This window comes from Streptomyces sp. NBC_00250, assembly GCF_036192275.1.
Lineage (GTDB): Bacteria > Actinomycetota > Actinomycetes > Streptomycetales > Streptomycetaceae > Streptomyces.
Genome location: NZ_CP108088.1, coordinates 7389146 through 7411878, shown reverse-complemented (window position 1 = coordinate 7411878; position 22733 = coordinate 7389146). Strand labels below are relative to the sequence as shown.

Annotated in this window: 23 protein-coding genes; 1 reads left to right on the top strand and 22 read right to left on the bottom strand. The window is 71.0% G+C overall.

Annotation, left to right across the window (positions count from 1 at the left end):
• Positions 1-50: 50 nt before the first annotated feature.
• The 10 genes from gmk to pyrR all read right to left on the bottom strand — a co-directional run bounded on the left by gmk (position 51) and on the right by pyrR (position 11316).
• Positions 51-623: a guanylate kinase gene (gmk, locus tag OG259_RS33630; RefSeq protein ID WP_328945658.1), complete on the bottom strand. Its 573-nt coding sequence runs from the start codon at positions 621-623 to the stop codon at positions 51-53.
• 73 nt (positions 624-696) lie between these two features.
• Complete coding sequence (locus OG259_RS33625) at positions 697-1020, bottom strand: integration host factor (protein WP_030204477.1); 324 nt, start codon at positions 1018-1020, stop codon at positions 697-699.
• 341 nt (positions 1021-1361) lie between these two features.
• A complete protein-coding gene (gene pyrF, locus OG259_RS33620) occupies positions 1362-2198 on the bottom strand; it encodes an orotidine-5'-phosphate decarboxylase (RefSeq protein WP_328945657.1) in 837 nt (278 codons plus the stop codon).
• Positions 2195-3304, bottom strand: coding sequence for a quinone-dependent dihydroorotate dehydrogenase (locus OG259_RS33615; RefSeq protein WP_328945656.1), 1110 nt, complete (start codon positions 3302-3304; stop codon positions 2195-2197). The genes pyrF and OG259_RS33615 overlap by 4 nt, the downstream gene beginning before the upstream one ends.
• A 75-nt stretch (positions 3305-3379) precedes the next feature.
• Complete coding sequence (carB, locus tag OG259_RS33610; protein WP_328945655.1) at positions 3380-6688, bottom strand: carbamoyl-phosphate synthase large subunit; 3309 nt, start codon at positions 6686-6688, stop codon at positions 3380-3382.
• The gene (gene carA, locus OG259_RS33605; RefSeq protein ID WP_266889627.1) at positions 6681-7829 is read right to left on the bottom strand and encodes a glutamine-hydrolyzing carbamoyl-phosphate synthase small subunit; all 1149 of its coding nucleotides are present in this window, start codon (positions 7827-7829) and stop codon (positions 6681-6683) included. Before carA ends, carB begins: the two co-directional genes overlap by 8 nt.
• The gene (locus OG259_RS33600) at positions 7826-8398 is read right to left on the bottom strand and encodes a PH-like domain-containing protein (protein ID WP_328945654.1); all 573 of its coding nucleotides are present in this window, start codon (positions 8396-8398) and stop codon (positions 7826-7828) included. Before OG259_RS33600 ends, carA begins: the two co-directional genes overlap by 4 nt.
• Positions 8395-9681 carry a dihydroorotase gene (locus tag OG259_RS33595; protein ID WP_328945653.1) on the bottom strand — a complete coding sequence of 429 codons (1287 nt, stop codon included), beginning with the start codon at positions 9679-9681 and terminating at the stop codon, positions 8395-8397. Before OG259_RS33595 ends, OG259_RS33600 begins: the two co-directional genes overlap by 4 nt.
• A 2-nt stretch (positions 9682-9683) precedes the next feature.
• Positions 9684-10664: an aspartate carbamoyltransferase catalytic subunit gene (locus tag OG259_RS33590; protein ID WP_266889635.1), complete on the bottom strand. Its 981-nt coding sequence runs from the start codon at positions 10662-10664 to the stop codon at positions 9684-9686.
• An 85-nt stretch (positions 10665-10749) separates the two neighbouring features.
• The gene (gene pyrR / locus OG259_RS33585) at positions 10750-11316 is read right to left on the bottom strand and encodes a bifunctional pyr operon transcriptional regulator/uracil phosphoribosyltransferase PyrR (RefSeq protein ID WP_266889638.1); all 567 of its coding nucleotides are present in this window, start codon (positions 11314-11316) and stop codon (positions 10750-10752) included.
• Between the two features lie 246 nt (positions 11317-11562).
• Here pyrR and bldD point away from each other — a divergent pair, with 246 nt between their 5' ends.
• Entirely contained in the window at positions 11563-12063 is a 501-nt protein-coding gene (bldD, locus tag OG259_RS33580; protein ID WP_015032294.1) for a transcriptional regulator BldD, read from the top strand.
• Between the two features lie 195 nt (positions 12064-12258).
• Here the strand turns inward: bldD and nusB are convergent, their stop codons facing one another.
• The 12 genes from nusB to ruvX form a co-directional block, all read right to left on the bottom strand.
• Positions 12259-12696: a transcription antitermination factor NusB gene (gene nusB, locus OG259_RS33575; RefSeq protein ID WP_328945652.1), complete on the bottom strand. Its 438-nt coding sequence runs from the start codon at positions 12694-12696 to the stop codon at positions 12259-12261.
• A gap of 2 nt (positions 12697-12698) precedes the next feature.
• A complete protein-coding gene (gene efp / locus OG259_RS33570) occupies positions 12699-13265 on the bottom strand; it encodes an elongation factor P (RefSeq protein ID WP_328945651.1) in 567 nt (188 codons plus the stop codon).
• A gap of 49 nt (positions 13266-13314) precedes the next feature.
• On the bottom strand, positions 13315-14427 hold the full coding sequence (locus tag OG259_RS33565; protein ID WP_328945650.1) for an aminopeptidase P family protein: 1113 nt from the start codon (positions 14425-14427) through the stop codon (positions 13315-13317).
• A gap of 72 nt (positions 14428-14499) precedes the next feature.
• On the bottom strand, positions 14500-15426 hold the full coding sequence (locus tag OG259_RS33560; RefSeq protein ID WP_443052062.1) for an AAA family ATPase: 927 nt from the start codon (positions 15424-15426) through the stop codon (positions 14500-14502).
• Between the two features lie 377 nt (positions 15427-15803).
• Positions 15804-16250, bottom strand: coding sequence for a type II 3-dehydroquinate dehydratase (gene aroQ / locus OG259_RS33555; RefSeq protein WP_328945649.1), 447 nt, complete (start codon positions 16248-16250; stop codon positions 15804-15806).
• Complete coding sequence (gene aroB / locus OG259_RS33550) at positions 16247-17344, bottom strand: 3-dehydroquinate synthase (protein WP_328945648.1); 1098 nt, start codon at positions 17342-17344, stop codon at positions 16247-16249. Before aroB ends, aroQ begins: the two co-directional genes overlap by 4 nt.
• Entirely contained in the window at positions 17341-17862 is a 522-nt protein-coding gene (locus tag OG259_RS33545; RefSeq protein WP_328945647.1) for a shikimate kinase, read from the bottom strand. Before OG259_RS33545 ends, aroB begins: the two co-directional genes overlap by 4 nt.
• The gene (gene aroC, locus OG259_RS33540) at positions 17859-19043 is read right to left on the bottom strand and encodes a chorismate synthase (RefSeq protein WP_328945646.1); all 1185 of its coding nucleotides are present in this window, start codon (positions 19041-19043) and stop codon (positions 17859-17861) included. The genes OG259_RS33545 and aroC overlap by 4 nt, the downstream gene beginning before the upstream one ends.
• Positions 19044-19157: 114 nt before the next feature.
• A complete protein-coding gene (locus OG259_RS33535; protein ID WP_328945645.1) occupies positions 19158-19439 on the bottom strand; it encodes a hypothetical protein in 282 nt (93 codons plus the stop codon).
• 47 nt (positions 19440-19486) lie between these two features.
• Entirely contained in the window at positions 19487-20314 is an 828-nt protein-coding gene (locus tag OG259_RS33530; protein WP_328945644.1) for a shikimate dehydrogenase, read from the bottom strand.
• On the bottom strand, positions 20311-22164 hold the full coding sequence (mltG, locus tag OG259_RS33525) for an endolytic transglycosylase MltG (protein WP_328945643.1): 1854 nt from the start codon (positions 22162-22164) through the stop codon (positions 20311-20313). Before mltG ends, OG259_RS33530 begins: the two co-directional genes overlap by 4 nt.
• Positions 22165-22266: 102 nt before the next feature.
• Positions 22267-22731: a Holliday junction resolvase RuvX gene (ruvX, locus tag OG259_RS33520; protein WP_030316278.1), complete on the bottom strand. Its 465-nt coding sequence runs from the start codon at positions 22729-22731 to the stop codon at positions 22267-22269.
• Between the last annotated feature and the right edge of the window lie 2 nt (positions 22732-22733).

Sequence of the window (22733 nt, the reverse complement as noted above, 5' to 3'; positions counted from 1 at the left end):
AAGAATGGAAAAAAGATCAGACAGCCGTTGGGTGTCCGGGGATCAGTGGATCATTCCCCAGAAGTCAACAGCATCAACGTTAGCAGCTCGCGTGCCACGTCCTCGACGGAGGTGTTGACGAGGGTGGTGTCGAACTCCGACTCGGCGGCCAGTTCGATCTTCGCGGCGGCGAGACGGCGCTCGATGACCTCGGGCGACTCGGTGCCGCGGCCGGTGAGCCGGCGGACCAGCTCCTCCCAGCTCGGCGGAGCCAGGAAGACCAGCTGGGACTCGGACATCGAGTCCTTCACCTGACGGGCGCCCTGGAGGTCGATCTCCAGGAGTACGGGCTCTCCCGCGTCGAGGCGGTCGAGGACCGCGCGGCGCGGGGTGCCGTAACGGTTGCCCGCGAACTCGGCCCATTCGAGGAGCTCACCGTTGGCGATCAGCTTGTCGAACTCGTCGTCCGTCACGAAGAAGTAGTGGACGCCGTGCTTCTCGCCGGGGCGGGGCTTCCGTGTCGTCGCCGACACCGAGAGCCAGACCTCGGGGTGGACCTTGCGCATATGAGCGACGACCGTGCTCTTGCCGACCCCTGAGGGGCCGGAGAGCACGGTCAGCCGCGGACGTACCTCTGCTGCCATGCAGCGATTATTCCAGCTTTGACGGTGTGCCCGGGACGCGAGTCCCGGATCCGAAGCCGGACCGGTCGCCGGATCAGGCGCCGGTGCTGCCGAACTCGCGCTCCAGGGAGGCGATCTGGTTGGAACCGAGACCGCGAACCCGGCGGCTCTCGGAGATGCCGAGGCGCTCCATGATCTGCTTGGCGCGGACCTTGCCCACGCCGGGGAGGGACTCGAGCAGCGCGGAGACCTTCATCTTGCCGATGACGTCGTTCTCCTGGCCGGTCTTGATGACCTCGTGGAGGGATGCGCCGGAGTGCTTGAGTCGATTCTTGACCTCGGCCCGCTCCCGGCGAGCCGCGGCGGCCTTTTCGAGCGCGGCTGCGCGCTGTTCAGGGGTAAGGGGCGGAAGAGCCACGCCTACGTCACCTCGGATGTCGATCTGTCGGATACGGACCGGTGAGGAACCCTGCGCCCCACACCAGTGGAGCAACGCTCAACGGAGTGGTCGTTGAACGCCTGCTCTGCCCCGGAGACTAGCGGCCGAGGCCGCTCCAGTCAGCGAGAACAGCGGAAAAGTCCTGGTCAGCATCGACCGACCGGGACTTTTCCGGCAAAACGACCCGGTTTTGAGCCAAGTTTTCGTCAAGGAGTGAGACGGCCCGGCGGGACGAGTCGTCCCACCGGGCCGAAACAGCTCGGAATCCGGGGTCGATCCGCTCCGACCTGCGGAGAGACCGTGGAGCTCCGTGGCGCCCCTTACCCGCCGACGGCCGCGCGGATCTCGTCCGCGTACCGGTGAGCCGAGTCCCGCAGGGCGGCCGCGTCCGGGCCGTTCCGCAGGACCCCGCGGCTGACGTTCGGGACGACGTTGCCGACCGCGGCGCCGAAGACGGCCGGGAGGTCGGCCGGGGTGGCTCCCTGGGCGCCGATGCCGGGGGCGAGGAGGGGACCGTTGATGTCCAGGTCGAACGAGGAAAGGTCGCCGAGGGTGGCACCGACGACCGCGCCGAAGGAGCCCATCGGGGTCTCCCCCGCGTTCTCCGCGGCGAGGTGGGCCAGCATGGTCGCGCCGATGGTGCGGCCGTCCTCACGGACGGCCCGCTGGACCTCGGCGCCCTCCGGGTTGGAGGTGAGGGCCAGCACGAAGAGACCGGCGCCGGATTCGCGTGCCAGGTCGACGGCCGGCTTCAGGGAGCCGTAGCCGAGGTACGGGGAGACCGTGAGCGCGTCGGAGAAGAGCGGGGAGTCCTTGCGCAGGTAGGTCTCGGCGTACGCGGCCATGGTCGAGCCGATGTCGCCGCGCTTGGCGTCCATCACGACCAGGCCGCCCGCCGCGCGCAGATCGGCGACGGCGCGCTCCAGGACGGCGATGCCGCGCGAGCCGAAGCGCTCGAAGAAGGCGGACTGGGGCTTGAAGACGGCCACGGTGTCCGCGAGCGCCTCGACGACGGTGAAGGTGAACCGCTCCAGACCGGCGATGTCGTCGGTCAGGCCCCAGGAGTCGAGCAGGGCGGCGTGCGGGTCGATGCCGACGCAGAGCGGGCCCCGCTCGTCCATGGCGGAGCGCAGCCGGGTACCGAAGGAGAGAGTCACTTGGCGGCCTTTCGGGAGTCGGCGCCGACGGCCTCGGCGAGGGTGGCGTACGGGGAGGCCGCGAGGCGCGCGGCGAGGCCCTTGTGGATCGCGCGGGCGTAGAACGGGCCCTCGTAGATGAAGGCGCTGTAGCCCTGGATCAGGGTGGCGCCGGCGAGGATGCGCTGCCAGGCGTCCTCGGCGTTCTCGATGCCGCCGACGCCCACGAGGACCAGTCGGTCGCCCACGCGCGCGTGGAGGCGCCTGAGGACCGCGAGGGAGCGCTCCTTGACGGGCGCGCCGGACAGGCCGCCGGTCTCCTTGATCAGCGCGGGGTCGGACTTCAGGCCCAGGCCCTCGCGCGCGATGGTGGTGTTGGTGGCGATGATGCCGTCGAGGCCGAGCTCCAGGGCCAGGTCGGCGACCGCGTCGACGTCCTCGTCGGCCAGGTCGGGGGCGATCTTGACCAGGAGCGGGACCCGGCGGTCGGTGACGGTGCGGTCGGCGGCTTCCCGTACGGCCGTCAGGAGCGGGCGCAGGGACTCGGTGGCCTGGAGGTTGCGCAGGCCGGGGGTGTTGGGCGAGGAGACGTTCACGACGAGGTAGTCGGCGTGCGCCGCGAGGCGCTCGGTGGACTTCACGTAGTCGGCGGCGGCCTCGGCCTCGGGGACGACCTTGGTCTTGCCGATGTTGACGCCGACGACGGTCTTGAAGACCGGTACGCGCGCGTGGAGGCGGGCGGCGACGGCGGCGGAGCCCTCGTTGTTGAAGCCCATGCGGTTGATCAGGGCGCGGTCCGGGATCAGCCGGAAGAGGCGCTTCTTGGGGTTGCCGGGCTGTGCCTCGCCGGTGACCGTACCGATCTCGACGTGGTCGAAGCCGAGCATCGACATGCCGTCGATGGCGACGGCGTTCTTGTCGAAGCCGGCGGCGAGCCCGAAGGGGCCGTGCATCCGCAGGCCGAGGGCCTCGGTGCGCAGCTCCTTGTACCGGGGGGCGAGGACGGCGGCGACGAAGGTCCGCAGGACGGGGACGCGGGCGGCGAGGCGGATCCAGCGGAAGGCCAGGTAGTGGGCCTTCTCGGGGTCCATGCGCTTGAAGACGAGGTCGAAGAAGAACTTGTACATGCGGGGAGTCCAGGTCTGCTCATGACGAGGGGGACACCGCAGGTCCTGCCGGTGTCCCCCTCCTCGTACGGGCTGCTAGTCGCGGGCCGCGGTCAGGTGCTCCGCGTGCTCCTGGAGCGAGCGGACGCCCACGTCGCCCCGGTTGAGCGCGTCGATGCCCTGGACGGCCGCGGCGAGTGCCTGGACCGTGGTGAGGCAGGGGACGCTGCGCGCCACCGCGGCCGTACGGATCTCGTAGCCGTCGAGGCGGCCGCCGGTGCCGTACGGGGTGTTGACGATCAGGTCGACCTGGCCGTCGTGGATGAGCTGGACGATCGTCTTCTCGCCGTTCGGGCCCTCGCCCTCGGACTGCTTGCGGACGATCGTGGCGTTGATGCCGTTGCGCTTGAGGACCTCCGCCGTGCCCGAGGTGGCCATCAGCTCGAAGCCGTGGGCGACCAGCTCGCGGGCCGGGAAGATCATCGAGCGCTTGTCGCGGTTGGCGACCGAGATGAACGCGCGGCCCTTGGTGGGCAGCGGGCCGTAGGCGCCGGCCTGCGACTTGGCGTACGCCGTGCCGAAGACGGCGTCGATGCCCATGACCTCGCCGGTGGAGCGCATCTCCGGGCCGAGGACGGTGTCCACACCGCGGCCGTGCACGTCGCGGAAGCGCGACCACGGCATCACGGCCTCCTTGACGGAGATCGGCGCGTCGAGCGGCAGTGTGCCGCCGTCGCCGGTCTTCGGCAGCAGGCCCTCGGTGCGCAGCTCGGCGATGGTGGCGCCGAGCGAGATACGGGCGGCGGCCTTCGCGAGCGGGACGGCGGTCGCCTTCGAGGTGAAGGGGACGGTCCGGGAGGCGCGCGGGTTGGCCTCCAGGACGTAGAGGATGTCGCCGGCCATCGCGAACTGGATGTTGATCAGACCGCGCACGCCGACGCCCTTGGCGATGGCCTCGGTGGAGGCGCGCAGGCGCTTGATGTCGAAGCCGCCGAGGGTGATCGGGGGCAGGGCGCAGGCCGAGTCGCCGGAGTGGATGCCGGCTTCCTCGATGTGCTCCATGACGCCGCCGAGGTAGAGCTCGTGGCCGTCGTAGAGGGCGTCGACGTCGATCTCGATGGCGTCGTCGAGGAAGCGGTCGACCAGGACCGGCCGGGTGGGGCTGATCTCGGTGGACTCGGCGATGTACGACTCCAGGCGGGCCTCGTCGTACACGATCTCCATGCCGCGGCCGCCGAGCACGTACGAGGGGCGTACGAGAACGGGGTAGCCGATCTCGTCGGCGATGGCCTTGGCTCCGGCGAAGGTGGTCGCGGTGCCGTGCTTGGGGGCCGGGAGCCCGGCCTCGGCGAGGACCTGGCCGAAGGCGCCGCGGTCCTCGGCGGCGTGGATGGCCTCCGGAGAGGTGCCGACGACCGGCACGCCGTTGTCCTTGAGCGTCTGCGACAGACCCAGCGGGGTCTGGCCGCCGAGCTGGACGACGACACCGGCGACGGGGCCGGCCAGCGTCTCGGCGTGGACGATCTCCAGCACGTCTTCCAGCGTCAGCGGCTCGAAGTACAGGCGGTCGGAGGTGTCGTAGTCCGTGGAGACGGTCTCCGGGTTGCAGTTGACCATCACGGTCTCGTAGCCGGCGTCGCTGAGGGCGAAGGAGGCGTGGACGCAGGAGTAGTCGAACTCGATGCCCTGGCCGATGCGGTTCGGGCCGGAGCCCAGGATGATCACCGCGGGCTTGGTGCGGGGGGCGACCTCGGTCTCCTCGTCGTACGAGGAGTAGAAGTACGGGGTCTTGGCGGCGAACTCGGCGGCGCAGGTGTCGACCGTCTTGTAGACCGGGCGGACGCCGAGGGCGTGCCGGACCTCGCGGACGACGTCCTCGCGCAGACCGCGGATCTCGGCGATCTGGGCGTCGGAGAAGCCGTGCCGCTTGGCGTCGGCGAGGATCTCGGGTTCGAGCTTCTCGGCGGCGGCCAGCTCGTCGGCGATCTCCTTGATCAGGAAGAGCTGGTCGACGAACCACGGGTCGATCTTCGTGGCGTCGAAGACCTCCTGCGGGGTGGCTCCGGCGCGGATCGCCTGCATGACGGTGTTGATGCGGCCGTCGGTCGGGCGGACCGACTCGCGCAGCAGCTCCGCCTTGTCACCGGGCTCGCCCACGAAGGTGAACTGCGAGCCCTTCTTCTCCAGGGAGCGCAGGGCCTTCTGGAGCGCCTCGGTGAAGTTGCGGCCGATCGCCATGGCCTCGCCGACCGACTTCATGGTCGTGGTCAGCGTGGAGTCGGCGGAGGGGAACTTCTCGAAGGCGAAACGCGGGGCCTTGACGACGACGTAGTCGAGCGAGGGCTCGAAGGACGCCGGGGTCTTCTCCGTGATGTCGTTCGGGATCTCGTCCAGCGTGTAGCCGACGGCGAGGCGGGCCGCGATCTTGGCGATCGGGAAGCCGGTCGCCTTGGAGGCGAGCGCCGAGGAGCGGGAGACGCGCGGGTTCATCTCGATGACGATGATCCGGCCGTCGACCGGGTCGATCGCGAACTGGATGTTGCAGCCGCCGGTGTCGACGCCGACCTCGCGGATGATCGCGATGCCGATGTCGCGGAGCCGCTGGTACTCGCGGTCGGTGAGCGTCATCGCCGGGGCGACGGTGATCGAGTCACCGGTGTGGACGCCCATCGGGTCGAAGTTCTCGATGGAGCAGACGACCACGACGTTGTCGTTCTTGTCGCGCATCAGCTCCAGCTCGTACTCCTTCCAGCCGAGGATGGACTCCTCCAGGAGCACCTCGGTGGTCGGGGAGAGCGTGAGTCCCTGGCCGGCGATGCGGCGCAGCTCGTCCTCGTCGTGGGCGAAGCCGGAGCCGGCGCCGCCCATGGTGAAGGAGGGGCGGACGACGACGGGGTAGCCGCCGAGGGTGTCGACGCCCTTGATGACGTCGTCCATGGTGTGGCAGATGACCGAGCGGGCGGACTCGCCGTAACCGATCTTGGCCTTGACGGCCTCGACGACGCCCTTGAAGAGGTCGCGGTCCTCGCCCTTGTTGATGGCCTCGACGTTGGCGCCGATGAGCTCGACGCCGTACTTCTCCAGGACGCCCTGCTCGTGCATGGAGATCGCGGTGTTGAGCGCGGTCTGGCCGCCGAGGGTGGGCAGGAGGGCGTCGGGGCGCTCCTTGGCGATGATCTTCTCGACGAACTCGGGGGTGATCGGCTCGACGTACGTGGCGTCGGCGATCTCCGGGTCGGTCATGATCGTGGCCGGGTTGGAGTTGACCAGGATCACCCGCAGGCCCTCGGCCTTGAGGATGCGGCAGGCCTGGGTGCCGGAGTAGTCGAACTCGGCGGCCTGTCCGATGACGATCGGGCCGGAGCCGATGACCAGGACGGACTGGATATCGGTGCGCTTAGGCACGCTCGGCCTCCATGAGGGATACGAAGCGGTCGAAGAGGTACGCGGCGTCGTGCGGGCCCGCGGCCGCCTCGGGGTGGTACTGGACGGAGAAGGCCGGCTGGTCGAGCAGCTGGAGGCCTTCGACGACCTGGTCGTTCAGACAGACGTGGGAGACCTCGGCGCGCCCGTAGGGCGTGTCGGAGACCTTGTCGAGGGGCGCGTCGACGGCGAAGCCGTGGTTGTGCGCGGTGACCTCGACCTTGCCGGTGGTGCGGTCCTGGACCGGCTGGTTGATGCCCCGGTGGCCGTACTTCAGCTTGTAGGTGCCGAAGCCGAGCGCGCGGCCGAGGATCTGGTTGCCGAAGCAGATGCCGAAGAGCGGGGTCCTGCGCTCCAGGACGGCCTGCATCACGGAGACGGGACCGTCGGCCGTGGCCGGGTCGCCGGGGCCGTTGGAGAAGAAGACGCCGTCCGGGTTCACCGCGTAGATGTCCTCGGCGGTGGCGGTGGCGGGGAGCACGTGGACCTCGATGCCGCGCTCGGCCATCCGGTGCGGGGTCATGCCCTTGATGCCGAGGTCGACGGCGGCGACGGTGAACTTCTTGGTGCCGATCGCGGGGACGACGTACGTCTCCTTGGTGGCCACCTCGGCGGAGAGGTTCGCGCCCTTCATCTGGGGCTGCGCCTTGACCTTGTCGAGCAGGGCCTCGTCGCGGATGCCCGTCCAGGCGTCGCCGGAGAAGATGCCGACGCGCATGGCGCCGCGCTCGCGCAGGTGGCGGGTGAGGGCGCGGGTGTCGATGCCGGAGATGCCGACGACGCCCTGGCGCTCCAGCTCCTCGTCCAGCGAGCGCTGGGCGCGCCAGTTGGAGGAGACGCGGGCGGGGTCGCGGACGACGTAGCCGGAGACCCAGATCTTCGAGGACTCGGGGTCCTCGTCGTTGACGCCGGTGTTGCCGACGTGCGGGGCGGTCATGACGACGACCTGGCGGTGGTACGACGGGTCGGTGAGGGTCTCCTGGTAGCCGGTCATGCCGGTGGAGAACACGGCCTCGCCGAAGGTCTCCCCCACGGCCCCGTAGGCGCGACCGCGGAAGATGCGGCCGTCCTCCAGGACGAGTACGGCGGGAACCTTGCTGGTTCCCCGGGTGGAGGTCGTCATCGTGCGATGCCTTCCGTCGTGTTGATCATGGAGTTGATGGTCTCGACCCAGGCGGTGTGCTCGGCCGCCCGGTCGGACCGGAAACCGGAGTCGAGCAGCTTGTCGCCGTGCGCCCAGGTGACGACCAGCAGGCCGCCCTCGGCGAGGACCTTGCCGGCGATGCCCTTGTCGAGGCGTGCCTCGCGCAGGGCCTCGGCAGGGACGAAGAAGTCGTTCGCCCCGGGGCGTACGACGGCCATCCCGGCGTCGGTGAGCGTGAGCTCGACGCGGCTGCGGGTGCCGAGCCCGTGGGCGACGATCCGGTCGAGCCACTGCCCGGCGGTCGTGGACCCGTGGTAGCGCCCGCTGAGAGTCAGTCTCGCCGGACCGGCCGCCTCGGGCGCGGTGGGGAGCTCGGGGAGGTCCGACTGGAGGCTGCCGCGCCACTTCCAGCCCTGGCGCATCAGCCAGTACACGAAGGCGACGAAGAGCAGCAGTCCGGCGACCCAGCCGAGCCGTCCGGCCCATTCGGTCACCTCCGCCGACTTCTGATCGGCAGCCTCTGCGGCGATTGCGATGAGTGGTGTCACGCCAGCTTCCCGTCCACGACCGTTGCCCGGCCCCGCAGGAAGGTGTGGGTGACGCGTCCCGGCAGCTCACGGCCCTCGTAGGGGGTGTTTCGGCTGCGGGAGGCGAAGTCCGCGGGGTCCACGACACCACGGTAAGCCGGATCGACCAGCGTCAGGTTCGCGGGCTCACCAGCCGAGACGGGGCGTCCGTGGCCCTTGGCCCGTCCGATGCGGGCGGGCGCGAAGGACATCCGGTCGGCGACGCCGGCCCAGTCGAGGAGGCCCGTCTCGACCATCGTCTGCTGGACGACGGAGAGCGCGGTCTCCAGGCCGACCATGCCCATGGCGGCCGCGGCCCACTCGCAGTCCTTGTCCTCGTGCGGGTGAGGGGCGTGGTCGGTGGCGACGATGTCGATCGTGCCGTCGGCCAGGGCCTCGCGGAGCGCGAGGACGTCCTTCTCGGTGCGCAGCGGCGGGTTGACCTTGTAGACCGGGTTGTAGCTCCGGACCATCTCGTCGGTGAGGAGGAGGTGGTGCGGGGTGACCTCGGCGGTGACGTCGATGCCGCGGGACTTGGCCCAGCGGACGATCTCGACGGAGCCGGCGGTGGAGAGGTGGCAGATGTGGACGCGGGAGCCGACGTGCTCGGCGAGGAGGACGTCGCGGGCGATGATCGACTCCTCGGCGACGGCCGGCCAGCCGCCGAGCCCGAGCTCGGCCGAGACGATGCCCTCGTTCATCTGGGCGCCCTCGGTGAGGCGGGGCTCCTGGGCGTGCTGGGCGACGACGCCGTCGAAGGCCTTCACGTACTCCAGGGCGCGGCGCATGATCACGGCGTCGTCGACGCACTTGCCGTCGTCGGAGAAGACGGTGACGCCGGCGGCGGAGTCGTGCATGGCGCCCAGCTCGGCGAGCTTCCTGCCCTCCAGGCCGACGGTGACGGCGCCGATGGGCTGCACGTCGCAGTAGCCGGATTCCTTGCCGAGCCGGTAGACCTGCTCGACGACGCCGGCGGTGTCGGCGACCGGGTGGGTGTTGGCCATGGCGAAGACGGCCGTGAAGCCGCCCGAGGCGGCGGCGCGGGTGCCGGTGAGGACGGTCTCGGAGTCCTCGCGGCCGGGCTCGCGCAGGTGGGTGTGGAGGTCGACGAGGCCGGGCAGCAGGATCTGGCCGTCGGCCTCGATCACGGTGGCGCCCTCGGCGGACAGACCGACACCGACCTCGACGATGGTCTCGCCGTCGATGAGGACGTCCTGGACCTCGCCGCCCAGCACCTGCGCACCGCGGATAAGGATCTTGCTCATGGTTACTTGTTCTCCTCGGTGCGGGTGTGGGTGACGGCGGAGTCGTTGCCGCCCAGAAGCAGATAGAGGACCGCCATCCGGACGGAGACGCCGTTGGCGACCTGCTCGACGACCGTGCAGCGGTCGGAGTCGGCGACCTCGGCGGTGATCTCCATGCCGCGGACCATGGGGCCGGGGTGCATGACGATGGCGTGCTCGGGCATCTTGGCCATCCGCTCGCCGTCGAGCCCGTACCGGCGCGAGTACTCGCGCTCGGTGGGGAAGAAGGCGGCGTTCATCCGCTCGCGCTGCACACGCAGCATCATGACCGCGTCGGACTTCGGCAGCACGCGGTCGAGGTCGTACGAGATCTCGCAGGGCCAGGTCTCGACGCCGACGGGGACCAGGGTCGGCGGGGCCACCAGGGTGACCTCGGCGCCGAGGGTGTGCAGCAGGTCGACGTTGGAGCGGGCGACCCGGCTGTGCAGGACGTCGCCGACGAGCGTGATCCGCTTGCCTTCGAGGTCGCGGCCGAGCCCGGCGTCCCGGCCGACCAGGCGGCGGCGCATGGTGAAGGCGTCCAGGAGGGCCTGGGTGGGGTGCTGGTGGGTGCCGTCGCCGGCGTTGATGACGGGGGCGTCGATCCAACCGGAGGTGGCGAGGCGGAACGGGGCCCCGGAGGCGCCGTGGCGGATGACGACCGCGTCGACGCCCATGGCCTCCAGGGTCTGCGCGGTGTCCTTGAGGGACTCGCCCTTGGAGACGCTGGAGCCCTTGGCCGCGAAGTTGATCACGTCGGCGGAGAGGCGCTTCTCGGCGGCCTCGAAGGAGATCCGGGTCCGGGTGGAGTCCTCGAAGAACAGGTTGCAGATGGTCCGGCCGCGCAGGGTCGGCAGCTTGCGGATGGGCCGGTCGGCCACCCGGGCCATCTCCTCGGCGGTGTCGAGGATCAGGACGGCGTCGTCGCGGGTGAGGTCGGCGGCCGAGATGAGGTGACGCATCATCGGTGAGTCTCTCCGTGGTGGGGAGGTGTGAGGGCATGCGGGGGCGCAGGGGGGTGCCCCGGCCCCGCGGGGGAAGCCGGTCCGGCTAGGCGGTGGGCCTGGCACCGAGCAGGACGGTGTCGCGACCGTCCTCCTCGGAGAGCTGGACCTTGACCGTCTCCCGCAACGACGTGGGGAGGTTCTTGCCGACGTAGTCGGCGCGGATCGGAAGCTCGCGGTGGCCGCGGTCGACGAGGACGGCGAGCTGGACCGCGCGGGGGCGGCCGATGTCGCCGAGGGCGTCGAGGGCGGCGCGGATGGTGCGGCCGGAGAAGAGCACGTCGTCGACGAGGACGACCAGGCGGCCGTCGATGCCGTCACCGGGGATCTCGGTGCGGCCGATGGCGCGCGCCGGCTTCATCCGCAGGTCGTCCCGGTACATGGTGATGTCGAGGGATCCGACCGGGACCTTGGTGCCGGTGATCGATTCGAGCTTCTCGGCGAGCCGGCGGGCGAGGAAGACACCGCGGGTGGGAATGCCGAGGAGAACCACGTCGTCCGCGCCCTTGGCGCGCTCGACGATCTCGTGTGCGATGCGGGTCAGGACCCGCGCGATGTCCGGGGCCTCGAGAACGGGCCGCGCGTCGTCGCCGTACTGCTGCTGAGTGTCCATGAAGAAACGGACCTCCTTCTCCGCCTCACGGGACGGCTCTTAAAGGACGTCGGATTTGCGACGTCAACGATACCAGGGGCGGACGGAAGCCTCCCTCGCACCCCTGCCGCCACTCCGGGCGCCGTCCCCCGGGAGGGGGCGGTACGGACCATTCGGCTTGACGGGAAAGAGTAACGCTGCGTAACCTCACAGTGAGTTACCAGCCGCGCGGCGCAGCCGCATGTCGTCACAGCGTCCGGGAGCGTTATGTCCAGCGAATACGCAAAGCAGCTCGGGGCCAAACTCCGTGCCATCCGCACCCAGCAGGGTCTCTCGCTCCACGGGGTGGAGGAGAAGTCCCAGGGCCGCTGGAAGGCCGTGGTGGTCGGTTCGTACGAGCGCGGGGACCGCGCGGTGACCGTGCAGCGTCTTGCCGAGCTGGCCGACTTCTACGGGGTGCCGGTGCAGGAGCTCCTGCCGGGCACCACTCCGGGCGGGGCCGCCGAGCCGCCGCCGAAGCTCGTCCTGGACCTGGAGCGCCTGGCGCACGTCCCCCAGGAGAAGGCGGGCCCCCTCCAGCGCTACGCCGCGACGATCCAGTCGCAGCGCGGCGACTACAACGGCAAGGTGCTGTCGATCCGTCAGGACGACCTGCGCACCCTCGCCGTCATCTACGACCAGTCCCCCTCGGTCCTCACCGAGCAGCTGATCAGCTGGGGCGTCCTCGACGCGGACGCGCGCCGCGCGGTCGCCCACGAGGAGAACTGACCCCCTTCCGGGGACCCAGCAGAAACGTACCGCCGGGCCCGTGGACGTCATCCGACGTCCACGGGCCCGGCGCTTTTTTCACCCTCGCGCACCCCGGTGCGTTTCGCCGTAGCGAACGATGAGCCGGAGATACGCCGAAGGGGCCCGCAGCACGTGTGCTGCGGGCCCCTTCGACTGCCGGTGACGTTCTGGGACTCAGGCGTCCGTGTCCCGGCGCAGACGCGGCTTCAAGTCCTTGAAGCGCGCCAGCAGACCGTTGACGAAGGTCGGGGACTCGTCCGTGGAGAACTCCTTGGCGAGCTGGACCGCCTCGTCGATCGCGACCGCGTCCGGCGTGCCGTCCTCCCAGATCAGCTCGTACGCGCCGAGGCGCACGATGTTCCGGTCGGCGACGGGCATCCGGTCGAGGTCCCAGTCCACCGCGTAGGTCGCGATGAGCTCGTCGATCCGCGCCACGTGGCCCGCGTACCCCTCGACCAGCTGCATGGTGAAGTCGTTCACCGGCGGCTGGCGGTCGTCGGACCGCGCGTGCCGGACCTGGTCCGCGAGAACCTCCTGGACGGAGGCACCGCGCTGGTCCGCCTCGAAGAGGATCTGGAAGGCGCGCTTGCGGGCCTTGCTCCGAGCGGCCACGGTTACTTGTTCACCCGGCCGAGGTAGTCGCTGGTGCGGGTGTCGACCTTGACCTTCTCGCCGGTGGTGATGAAGAGCGGGACCTGGATCTCGTGGCCGGTCTCCAGCGTGGCGGGCTTGGTGCCGCCGGTGGAGCGGTCGCCCTGGACGCCCGGGTCGGTGTGCTGGATGACCAGCTCGACGGCGGCCGGGAGCTCGACGTAGAGCACCTCGCCCTCGTGCTGGGCGACCGAGGCGGTGAAGCCCTCGATCAGGAAGTTGGCCGCGTCGCCGACCGACTTGCGGTCGACCATCAGCTGGTCGTAGGTCTCCTCGTCCATGAAGACGAAGTAGTCGCCGTCCATGTACGAGAACTGCATGTCGCGGCGGTCGATGGTGGCCGTCTCGACCTTGGTGCCGGCGTTGAACGTCTTGTCGACGACCTTGCCGGAGAGCACGCTCTTCAGCTTGGTGCGCACGAAGGCCGGGCCCTTGCCGGGCTTGACGTGCTGGAACTCGACGACGGACCAGAGCTGGCCCCCGTCGAGCTTGAGCACCATGCCGTTCTTGAGGTCGTTCGTGGAAGCCACGGTTGCGAAATCTCCTGGACTGACGTGGGACCGCGGAGGCGTACGCGCCTTACAGCGCGAGCAGCTCCTTGGTCGTAATGGTGAGTAGCTCGGGTCCGCCGTCCGCCTCCTGGCGCACGACGAGCGTGTCATCGATCCGGACCCCGCCCCGGCCCGGGAGGTGGACCCCCGGTTCGACGGTGACCGGCACACAAGCGTCCAGTTTACCCATGGCCGAGGGTGAGAGCTGCGGGTCCTCGTCGATTTCGAGCCCCACCCCGTGCCCGGTGAGGGGTACGGCGGCCTCCCCGTGGCCCGCCGCGTCCAGGATCTGGCGGGCGGCCCGGTCCACGTCCCGGTACTCGGCGCCCGGCGCGAGGGACTCCCGCCCGGCCCGCTGAGCGGCGAAGACGAGCTCGTACAGCTCGATCTGCCAGTCGGCCGGAGTGGTGCCGATCACGAAGGTGCGGCCGATCTCGCACCGGTATCCGCGGTAGTCGGCGCCCAGGCAGACGGAGAGGAAATCCCCCTCCTCGACCCGGCGGTCGGTGGGCCGGTGTCCACGGCGTCCGGAGTGCGGGCCGGTCGCCACGGAGGTGGGGAAGGCCGCTCCGTCGGCACCGTGGTCGACGAGCCGCCGCTCCAGCTCCAGGGCGAGATGGCGCTCGGTCCGCCCCACCAGGATCGACTCCAGGAGCTCACCGAGCGCCTGGTCGGCGATCTCGGCGGCGATCCGGAGGCAGGCGATCTCGTCCTCGTCCTTGACGATCCTCAGCTGCTCCACGGCGCAGGCGAGGTCCGCGAGGCGCAGTGCGGGCGCGACCGAGCCCATGGCCCGGTGCCGGGCCACGGTCAGGTCGTGCTCCTCGACGGCCAGCGCGTCGGCGCCCGCCCGGCGCGCGAGGTCGACCGCGGCGACGGCCGGATCGCCGCCCCCGGCGGGCAGGACCTGCCGGCGGAGGAGTTCGTCGAGCCGTCCGTCGGCCGGTTCCCCGGTGGGCGCGACCGGGCAGAGCAGCACGTCCGCGTCGGGCTCGGGCCCGACGAGGAGGACGGCGCCCGGGGGCGAGCCGCCCGCGAGATAGCGGACGTTGGCGGGGCGGGAGACCAGGGCCGCCGGGCTGCCCGCGGCCGCGCACCGATCGCGCAGCCGTACACGGCGGTCCGCATACACCTCTGACATGCTCCGAGCCTACGAGCAGCGCGGCGCGGTGGCCTGTTCAGCACCGCCGACCGGGCAGCGGCCCCCGGGACGTCACCAGGTGGGCGGGCTGGCGATCGCGCGGGCGAGGATGTCGTCGAGGACCCGGGCGGTGGTCTCGACGTCGTACGTGGAGTTGTCGATGATCGGCAGGCCCGAGCCGTACCAGCCGGCCATCCGGCCGTGGATGGCGGCGACCTCCTCGTCCGAGAGGCGCCGGTTGCCGCTTCGCTCGGCGTTGCGCTCCAGGACGATCTCCAGGCCGGGCAGGAGCACCACGGGCAGCAGGCCGGGGCCGACATGGCGCTTCCAGCCGCCGAGGCCGACGACGGGCCGGTCGGGGAAGACCGCGTCGTCGACGATGCAGGAGATGCCGTTGGCGAGGAAGTTGCGCGCGGCGAAGCCACAGGTGCGGCGGGCGAGCCGGTATTGCGCCTCGGAGTTCTCGTTCCACCCGGACTGCGGGTCGGCGAAGCCGGAGCAGACCCACTCGCGGACGTCGTCGAGGCTGATGTGCGCGGTGGGCACGCGGCGGCGCTGCGCCCAGTGCCGGGCGACGGTCGTCTTGCCGGCCCCGGCGGGGCCGATGAGCAGCACGGCGAGGGTCGCGGCGCCCGTACCGATGCCGTGCTCCACCGGGGGCGCGAGCGGCGCGCTCACGGGCGGCAGGGGGACGTGGCCGGTGAGGTCGGCCCGCGGGGGCTGCCCGCCGGAGTGCTGCGGTACGCCTCCGGGGCCGTACCGGCCGGGTGTCCCCGCGCCCGTGGGGGGCGCGGAGTACGGAGGCGGCGCCGAGTGCGGGGGCGGCGCGGAGTGCGGGGGCGGCCCCGCGTGCGGAGGCCGGGGGGCTCCGCCCTGGACGGCCGGGTGCACGCCGAGCCGGGATCCGGCGGGCGGACCCGGGTACGGGGAGCCGGGCGGAGGCGGCGGTATGGGCGGACGCCCGCCCGGGGCGCCGCCGGCGGCGGCGGACACGGGCACAGGTCCGGGGTTGTGGCCCGGCCCGGAAGCGGCTCCGGAAGCGGGCACGGAGCCGGCCACAGGTCCGGCTCCGGGAGCGTGGCCGGATCCGGGAGCAACTCCGGAAACGGGTCCGGGGCCGGTTCCACTCCCGGGAACAGCCCCAGGAACAACCCCGGGAACAGCCCCGGAAACGGGTCCGGTGCCGGGAACAGATCCCGGGCCGGTGCCGGGGACGGGCGCCTGGCCCGGTCGCTCGGGCGGTGGCAGCGGACCCCCCACTGCGTGCTGCATCCGGTCCCACTCCGTCTCGTACGCCTGATGTATCCGGTGCGCCGGAACGTTACCGCCCCCGGCCCCCACAAGGGGAACGGCCGGGGGTCGCGCCAGGTGCCCCGTCAGCCCGTCAGTTCCTCGGCGAGCGCCCGCAGGGCCAGCCGGTAGGAACCGATCCCGAACCCGGCGACCGTCCCGGTCGCCACGGCCGCGACGACCGAGGTGTGCCGGAACTCCTCCCGGGCGTACGGGTTCGAGATGTGCACCTCGATCAGCGGAGCGGTCCGCTGGGCGGCCGCGTCGCGCATCCCGTACGAGTAGTGCGTGAACGCCCCCGGGTTGATCACGACGGGGGTCGAGCGGTCCGCGGCCTCGTGGAGCCAGCGGATCATCTCGCCCTCGTCGTTCGTCTCCCGCACCTCGACGTCGAAGCCGAGCTCCGCGCCGAGGGTCTTGCAGGACTCGACGAGCCCCTTGTAGGACGTGGCGCCGTAGATGTCGGGCTCACGGGAGCCGAGCCGGCCCAGGTTGGGGCCGTTGAGCACCAGAACCGGACGGGGCTCGCTCACGCGGACACCTCGCCGTACGCCGCGATCAGGACCGCCGGGTCGGGGCCCTCCAGGACGGTCGGCTTGCCGATCCCGTCGAGGACGATGAAGCGGAGCAGGTCGCCGCGGGACTTCTTGTCGACCCGCATGGTCTCCAGGAGCTTGGGCCACTGGTCACCGCGGTAGGTGAGCGGCAGTCCGACGGACTCCAGGATCGCCCGGTGCCGGTCGGCGGTGGCGTCGTCGAGCCGCCCGGCGAGGCGGCCGAGCTCGGCGGCGAAGACCATGCCGACGGAGACGGCGGCGCCGTGGCGCCACTTGTACCGCTCGTTCTTCTCGATGGCGTGGGCGAGGGTGTGGCCGTAGTTGAGGATCTCGCGGCGGCCGGCCTCCTTGAGGTCGCCGGAGACGACCTCGGCCTTGACCCTGATCGAGCGGACGAGCAGCTCGGCGGTGTGCGGACCGGCGGGGGTGCGGGCGGCCTGCGGGTCCTCCTCGATGAGGTCGAGGATCACCGGGTCGACGATGAAGCCGGCCTTGATGATCTCCGCGAGGCCGCTGACGTAGTCGTGCACCGGCAGCGAGTCGAGCGCGGCCAGGTCGCAGAGGACCCCGGCGGGCGGGTGGAAGGCGCCGACGAGGTTCTTGCCCTCGGCGGTGTTGATCCCCGTCTTGCCGCCGACGGCCGCGTCGACCATGGCGAGGACGGTGGTCGGTACGGCGATCCAGCGGACGCCCCGCAGCCAGGTCGCGGCGACGAAACCGGCCAGGTCGGTGGTGGCACCGCCGCCGACGCCCACGATCACGTCGCTGCGGGTGAAGCCGGTCTGGCCGAGCGCCTTCCAGCAGTAGGCGGCGACCTCGACGGTCTTCGCCTCCTCGGCGTTCGGCACCTGGATGGCGACCGTCTCGTAGCCCTGCTCGGCGAGGTCGGCGCGGAGCGCCTCACCCGTGTCGGCGAGCGCCTCGGGGTGGATGACCGCGACCCGCTTGGCCTGGGTGCCGATCAGGGCCGGGAGCTCACCGAGCAGCTGCCGGCCGACCAGCACCTCGTACGGATCCGTGCCGGCGGAGCCCGCGACCTGGATACGGGTGACTTCCTGGTCCGTCGTCATGCGTCCTTCTTCAGATCCAGTGCCGCGAGGACCGCGTCCGCGACCTCTTCGGGGGTGCGGTCGTCGGTGGAGACGACGGCCCGCGCGACTTCGGTGTACAGGTGGCGGCGTGCCTCCATCAGCTCGCGCCACTGGCGGCGCGGGTTGACGGCGAGCAGCGGCCGCGCGGTGTTGAGGCCGACGCGCCGGACCGCCTCGTCGACGTCCATCGAGAGGTACGCGACGGGCAGTCCGGAGAGCAGGGCGCGGGTGCCGTCGTCGAGGATCGCGCCGCCGCCGAGGGCGAGGACGCCCTCGTGTTCGGCGACGGCCGCGGCGACCGCGTCCCGCTCCAGGGCGCGGAAGTGCTCCTCGCCGTCCTCGACGAAGATGTCGGAGATCTCGCGTCCCTCGGCGGCGACGATGTCGGCGTCGGTGTCCCGGTAGGGCGCGCCGAGCCGTTCGGCCAGGAGCGCGCCCACCGTGGACTTGCCGGAGCCCATGGGCCCGACGAGGACGACCAGGGGACCGGCGGTCACCGGATGGTCAGGTTCTCGAGGTACGACCGCACGTTGCGACGGGTCTCCGGGACGCTGTCGCCGCCGAACTTCTCGACGACCGCGTCCGCGAGGACGAGCGCGACCATGGCCTCGGCGACGATGCCGGCGGCCGGGACGGCGCACACGTCGGAGCGCTGGTGGTGGGCCTGGGTGGCCTCGCCGGTGGCGACGTCGACGGTGGCGAGGGCGCGCGGCACGGTCGCGATGGGCTTCATCGCGGCGCGGACCCGCAGCAGCTCACCGGTGGTCAGACCGCCCTCGGTGCCGCCGGAGCGGCCGGAGGTGCGCTTGAGGCCCTCCTCGGTCTTCACGATCTCGTCGTGGGCCTTGGAGCCGGGCACGCGGGCCAGCTCGAAGCCGTCGCCGACCTCGACGCCCTTGATGGCCTGGATGCCCATGAGGGCGGCGGCGAGCCGCGCGTCGAGACGCCGGTCCCAGTGGACGTGGGAGCCGAGGCCGACGGGCACGCCGTACGCCAGCACCTCGACGACGCCGCCGAGGGTGTCGCCGTCCTTGTGGGCCTGGTCGATCTCGGCGACCATCGCCTTCGACGCGTCGGCGTCGAGGCAGCGGACCGGGTCGGCGTCGAGCTTCTCGACGTCGGCGGGGGTCGGGTAGACGCCGTAGGGCGCCTTGGCGGCGGCCAGCTCGACGACGTGCGAGACGATCTCGATGCCCGCGGTCTCCTTGATGAAGGAGCGGGCGATGGCGCCGAGGGCGACACGGGCGGCGGTCTCCCGGGCGCTGGCGCGCTCCAGGATCGGCCGGGCCTCGTCGAAGCCGTACTTCTGCATGCCGGCGAGGTCGGCGTGTCCGGGACGCGGCCGGGTCAGGGGGGCGTTGCGGCCCGTCTCCTTGAGCTCGGAGGGGTCGACGGGGTCGGCCGCCATGACCTTCTCCCACTTGGGCCACTCGGTGTTGCCGACCATCACGGCGATCGGGGAACCGAGGGAGAGCCCGTGCCGGACTCCGCCCAGGAAGGTGATCTCGTCCTGCTCGAACTTCATCCGGGCGCCACGCCCATAGCCGAGGCGTCGCCGCGCGAGGTGGTCCGCCACCAGCTCAGTGGTGACCGGGACGCCGGCGGGAAGGCCCTCCAACGTCGCGACCAGCGCGGGTCCGTGGGATTCCCCAGCGGTCAGCCAACGCAACCTGCTCAACGATGCTCCTCATGCTCGCGCCTGGGTACTGCGACGGCGCGACCGGGTGCGCGGCCCTGGCCCGCCATCCCCGATCCTCCCACGTCCGGGGGGCGAACCCGCCCTCCGGTCCAGCTATCGGACGCGGGTCCCGCTGTTCTCGACGATCTCGTCCGTCGTCCCGGACGCGACCTCCACCGTCCCGCCGGATCCTCCGGGCGTGCCACCGAGCTCGCGCGAGGCCCGGAAGCGGTCGCGCAGCCGGACCGCGGCGAGCCATCCGAAGCCCGCGGCGATGACGCCCAGGACGGTGTACCGCACCCACGCGGGCAGATCGTTGAAGATCACCCCGAAGAGGAAGCGCACCACGTCGAAGGCCGCGTCCCCCTTCGACGCCAGCTGTATGTCCCCGCCCATTTCTGTCGTACTCCGCCTTGCTCCTGTTGCTCCCCCTGCGGCCGGCCCTAACGGGCCGCCAGGGCCTGCTCCCCCGCCGCCCGCATGGCGGCCAGCGGCGCCTCGGGGACGCCCGTCATCTGTTCGACCTGGAGGACCGCCTGGTGGACGAGGAGGTCGAGGCCGCCGACCACCTTGCCGCCGCGGTCGGACCAGGCCGCGGCGAGTGCCGTCGGCCAGGGGTCGTACAGGACGTCGAAGAGGGTACCGACCGTGTCGGGCACGGCGGTCGCGAGGGCGTTCGTCGTGCCGGCCGGGGTGGTCGCGACGACCAGTGGGGACGCGAAGGCCTCCGCCGCGTCGTCCCAGTCGGCGGTACGGACGTCCACGCCGAGCCGCTCGCCCCAGCCGCGCATCTCCTCGGCACGCGCCTCGCTCCGTACGTACGCGGTCACCGGCCCCGCGCAGATCCGGGCGAGCGCGGCGAGCGCGGAGGAGGCGGTGGCGCCGGCGCCGAGGACCGCCGCCGACTCCACCTTGTCGACGCCCCGCTCGCGCAGGGCGGCGAGCATGCCGGGGATGTCGGTGTTGTCACCGACCCGGCGCCCGTCCTCACGGAGGACGACCGTGTTCACCGCCTCGACCGAGGCCGCCGTGTCGCTGATCTCGTCGAGCAGCGGGATGATCGCCCGCTTGAGCGGCATGGTCAGCGAAAGACCGGCCCAGCTGCCGTCCAGCTCGCCCACGAACGCGGGCAGCCCGGCCTCGTCGACCTCGAAGCGCTCGTACGACCAGTCGTCGAGGCCGAGCTCGGCGTACGCGGCCCGGTGCAGGACCGGGGAGAGCGAGTGGGCGATCGGCGAACCGAGGACGGCCGCGCGGTGTTGCTTGCTCACTGCCCCTGCTTCCGTTCCTTCTCGTACTCCGCGACGTTCTGGTTGTGTTCCTTGAGGGTCACGGAGAAGACGGTCTTGTTCTCGTTGATCGACACGAAGTAGTACCACGGGCCGTCGGCGGGGTTCATCGCCGAGTTCAGCGCCTCGATGCCGGGGTTGCTGATGGGACCGGGGATGAGGCCCTTCACGTCGTACGCGTACGTGTTGTACGGGTCCTTGATCTTGCGCATCTCTTCGACGGTTCCGACGTCGAGGGTGCTCTCGCCCTTGAGGTAGTTCACCGTCGAGTCGAACTCCAGTCGGCCCACGGTCTCCACGTTGTTCGGCTTGAGGCGGTTGTAGACCACCCGCGCCACCTTGTCGAAGTCGTGCTTGTACTTGCCCTCGACCTGCACCAGGCTCGCGACCGTCAGGACTTCCCACGGCCCCTTCAGACCGTGTTCCTTCGCCTTCGCGTCGAGGTCGAGCTTCCCGTACTCCTGGTTCGCGCGGCTGACCATCTTGCGCAGCGCGTCCTCGGGCTTCGTGCCCTTCGCGACCGGATAGCTCGCCGGGAAGAGGAAGCCTTCCAGCGGGTCCTTGATGTCGGGGTGGTTCTCGGCCCAATCGGGCAGACCCAGACTCTTCGCCTTCGCGAAGGCGACGTCCTTGGTGGTGCCGGGCTTCAGGTCGAGGCGCTTGTCGAGCTGGTCGTAGACCCAGGCGTTCCGCTTGCCCTCGGGGACGACCAGGTTCGCCTGGCTCGCCGGGTTGAGCATCAGCGTGACCGCGCTCTCGGCGGACATCCCCTTCTTCAGGGTGTAGACCCCGGCCTGGATCGCTCTGCCCTTGGGGTTCTGCTGCTGCGCCGAGACGAAGGCGTCGACGCTCTTGACGACGCCTTCCTTCTTCAGGATGTTGCCGATGTCGGAGCCGAGCGCGCCCTTGGGGATCTCGACCTGCACCTCGCCGGAACCGGAGCCCGCGAAATCCTCGGCCGCGCCGAACTGGCCCTGCCAGAACTGGTAGCCGAAGTAGCCGACGCCACCGACGACGCCCGCCATGACGACCGCGACGACGAGGCAGGCCACGCCGTTCTTGCCGTTGCGTTTCTTCGCTTTGCTCCGGCGTTCGCGATCGCCGCCGCGGGAACCGCGGCCGCGGCCGGGCTCCTCCTCGTCGTCGTACTCGTCGTCCGGGTCGTCGCCCTCGCCGGTGAAGAAGGGGTGCTTCTCCTCCTCCGGCTCCGGACGCGCCTCTTCCTCCGGCGCCCAGTCGATCACCGGCTCCGGCGGGTTCTGCCGGCGACCGGGAGGCTGGGGCGGGGGGTACGCCTCGGGCGTGCCGTAGAGGTCGGGGTTCTGGCCGCCGTACGGATCGGCCGGAGTCCCGGCGTACGGCATGGCCGCCTGGCCCGTCTCCCAGTTGCCGTCGTACTGCTGTCCGAGGTGCCCGGGCGTGTCGTAACCGCCCTGGTACCCCGTCCCGTACTGCTGCTGCTCGTACGGCTGCTGCTGTTCGTACGACTGCTGGTACTGCTGCGGCTGAGGCTGCTGCTGGTACTGCTGCGGCTGAGGCTGCTGATACTGCTGCTGCACGTGCTGCTGGTACTGCTGCGGGTCGACGTACTCCTGCGACTGCTGCTGGTACTGCTGCTGCGCATGCTGCTGCTGGTACGGGTCGCCCTCGTATCCCTGAGCGGCCTGACCGCCCTGCCCGTACGGGTCCTGGTAGTCGTGACCGCCCTGGCCGTACTGGTTCGCCTGCTGCGGGTGCGGGTACTGCTGCTGGCCCTCCCACCCCTGGTCCCCGTAAAGCGGGTCCCCGGGGTGCCACGGTTCGGAGCCGGGGCTCCGGCCATACTCAGTCATCGATCCCCAAAACAGCCGCGAGGCTTCCGGACGATCCGCCTCTACGTAGTGCGGCAGCTGTTCGAACACCGCCGCATCGCGCGGAACGTTACCGTATCGCGATCAGATGACCACTTCGACGCCCTCGCCGGGCGGATTACCTGATACCCGTTCGGACTCAAGAGCGTTCTGAAGGATGATCACAGCGGCGGCCTGATCGATGACGGACCGCCCCTTCTTGGCCTTCACACCGGAGGCCCGCAGCCCCTGGGTCGCGGTGACCGTGGTCATCCGCTCGTCGACCAGACGGACCGGCACCGGGGCGATGCCCTTCGCCATCTCCCCTGCGAAAGCACGGACCTTGGTCGCGGCCGGACCCTCCCGCCCGCTGAGCGAGCGGGGCAGGCCCACGACGACCTCGATCGGCTCGTACTCCTCGACGATCTGGCGGAGCCGCCGGTGGGCGGCCGGGACGTCACGTCCCGGCACGGTCTCCACCGGCGTGGCGAGGACCCCGTCGGGGTCGCACGAGGCGACCCCGATCCGGGCGTCCCCGACATCGACCGCGATACGGCGGCCGCGGCGCATCG

Bases quoted from the DNA above. Each gene is read 5' to 3' on its own strand.
- gmk (WP_328945658.1), bottom strand. From the start codon at position 623: ATGGCAGCAGAGGTACGTCCGCGGCTGACCGTGCTCTCCGGCCCCTCA.
- OG259_RS33615 (WP_328945656.1), bottom strand. From the start codon at position 3,304: ATGTACAAGTTCTTCTTCGACCTCGTCTTCAAGCGCATGGACCCCGAG.
- carA (WP_266889627.1), bottom strand. From the start codon at position 7,829: ATGACGACCTCCACCCGGGGAACCAGCAAGGTTCCCGCCGTACTCGTC.
- OG259_RS33595 (WP_328945653.1), bottom strand. From the start codon at position 9,681: ATGAGCAAGATCCTTATCCGCGGTGCGCAGGTGCTGGGCGGCGAGGTC.
- OG259_RS33590 (WP_266889635.1), bottom strand. From the start codon at position 10,664: ATGATGCGTCACCTCATCTCGGCCGCCGACCTCACCCGCGACGACGCC.
- pyrR (WP_266889638.1), bottom strand. From the start codon at position 11,316: ATGGACACTCAGCAGCAGTACGGCGACGACGCGCGGCCCGTTCTCGAG.
- bldD (WP_015032294.1), top strand. From the start codon at position 11,563: ATGTCCAGCGAATACGCAAAGCAGCTCGGGGCCAAACTCCGTGCCATC.
- OG259_RS33565 (WP_328945650.1), bottom strand. From the start codon at position 14,427: ATGTCAGAGGTGTATGCGGACCGCCGTGTACGGCTGCGCGATCGGTGC.
- aroB (WP_328945648.1), bottom strand. From the start codon at position 17,344: ATGACGACGGACCAGGAAGTCACCCGTATCCAGGTCGCGGGCTCCGCC.
- OG259_RS33535 (WP_328945645.1), bottom strand. From the start codon at position 19,439: ATGGGCGGGGACATACAGCTGGCGTCGAAGGGGGACGCGGCCTTCGAC.
- mltG (WP_328945643.1), bottom strand. From the start codon at position 22,164: ATGACTGAGTATGGCCGGAGCCCCGGCTCCGAACCGTGGCACCCCGGG.
- ruvX (WP_030316278.1), bottom strand. From the start codon at position 22,731: ATGCGCCGCGGCCGCCGTATCGCGGTCGATGTCGGGGACGCCCGGATC.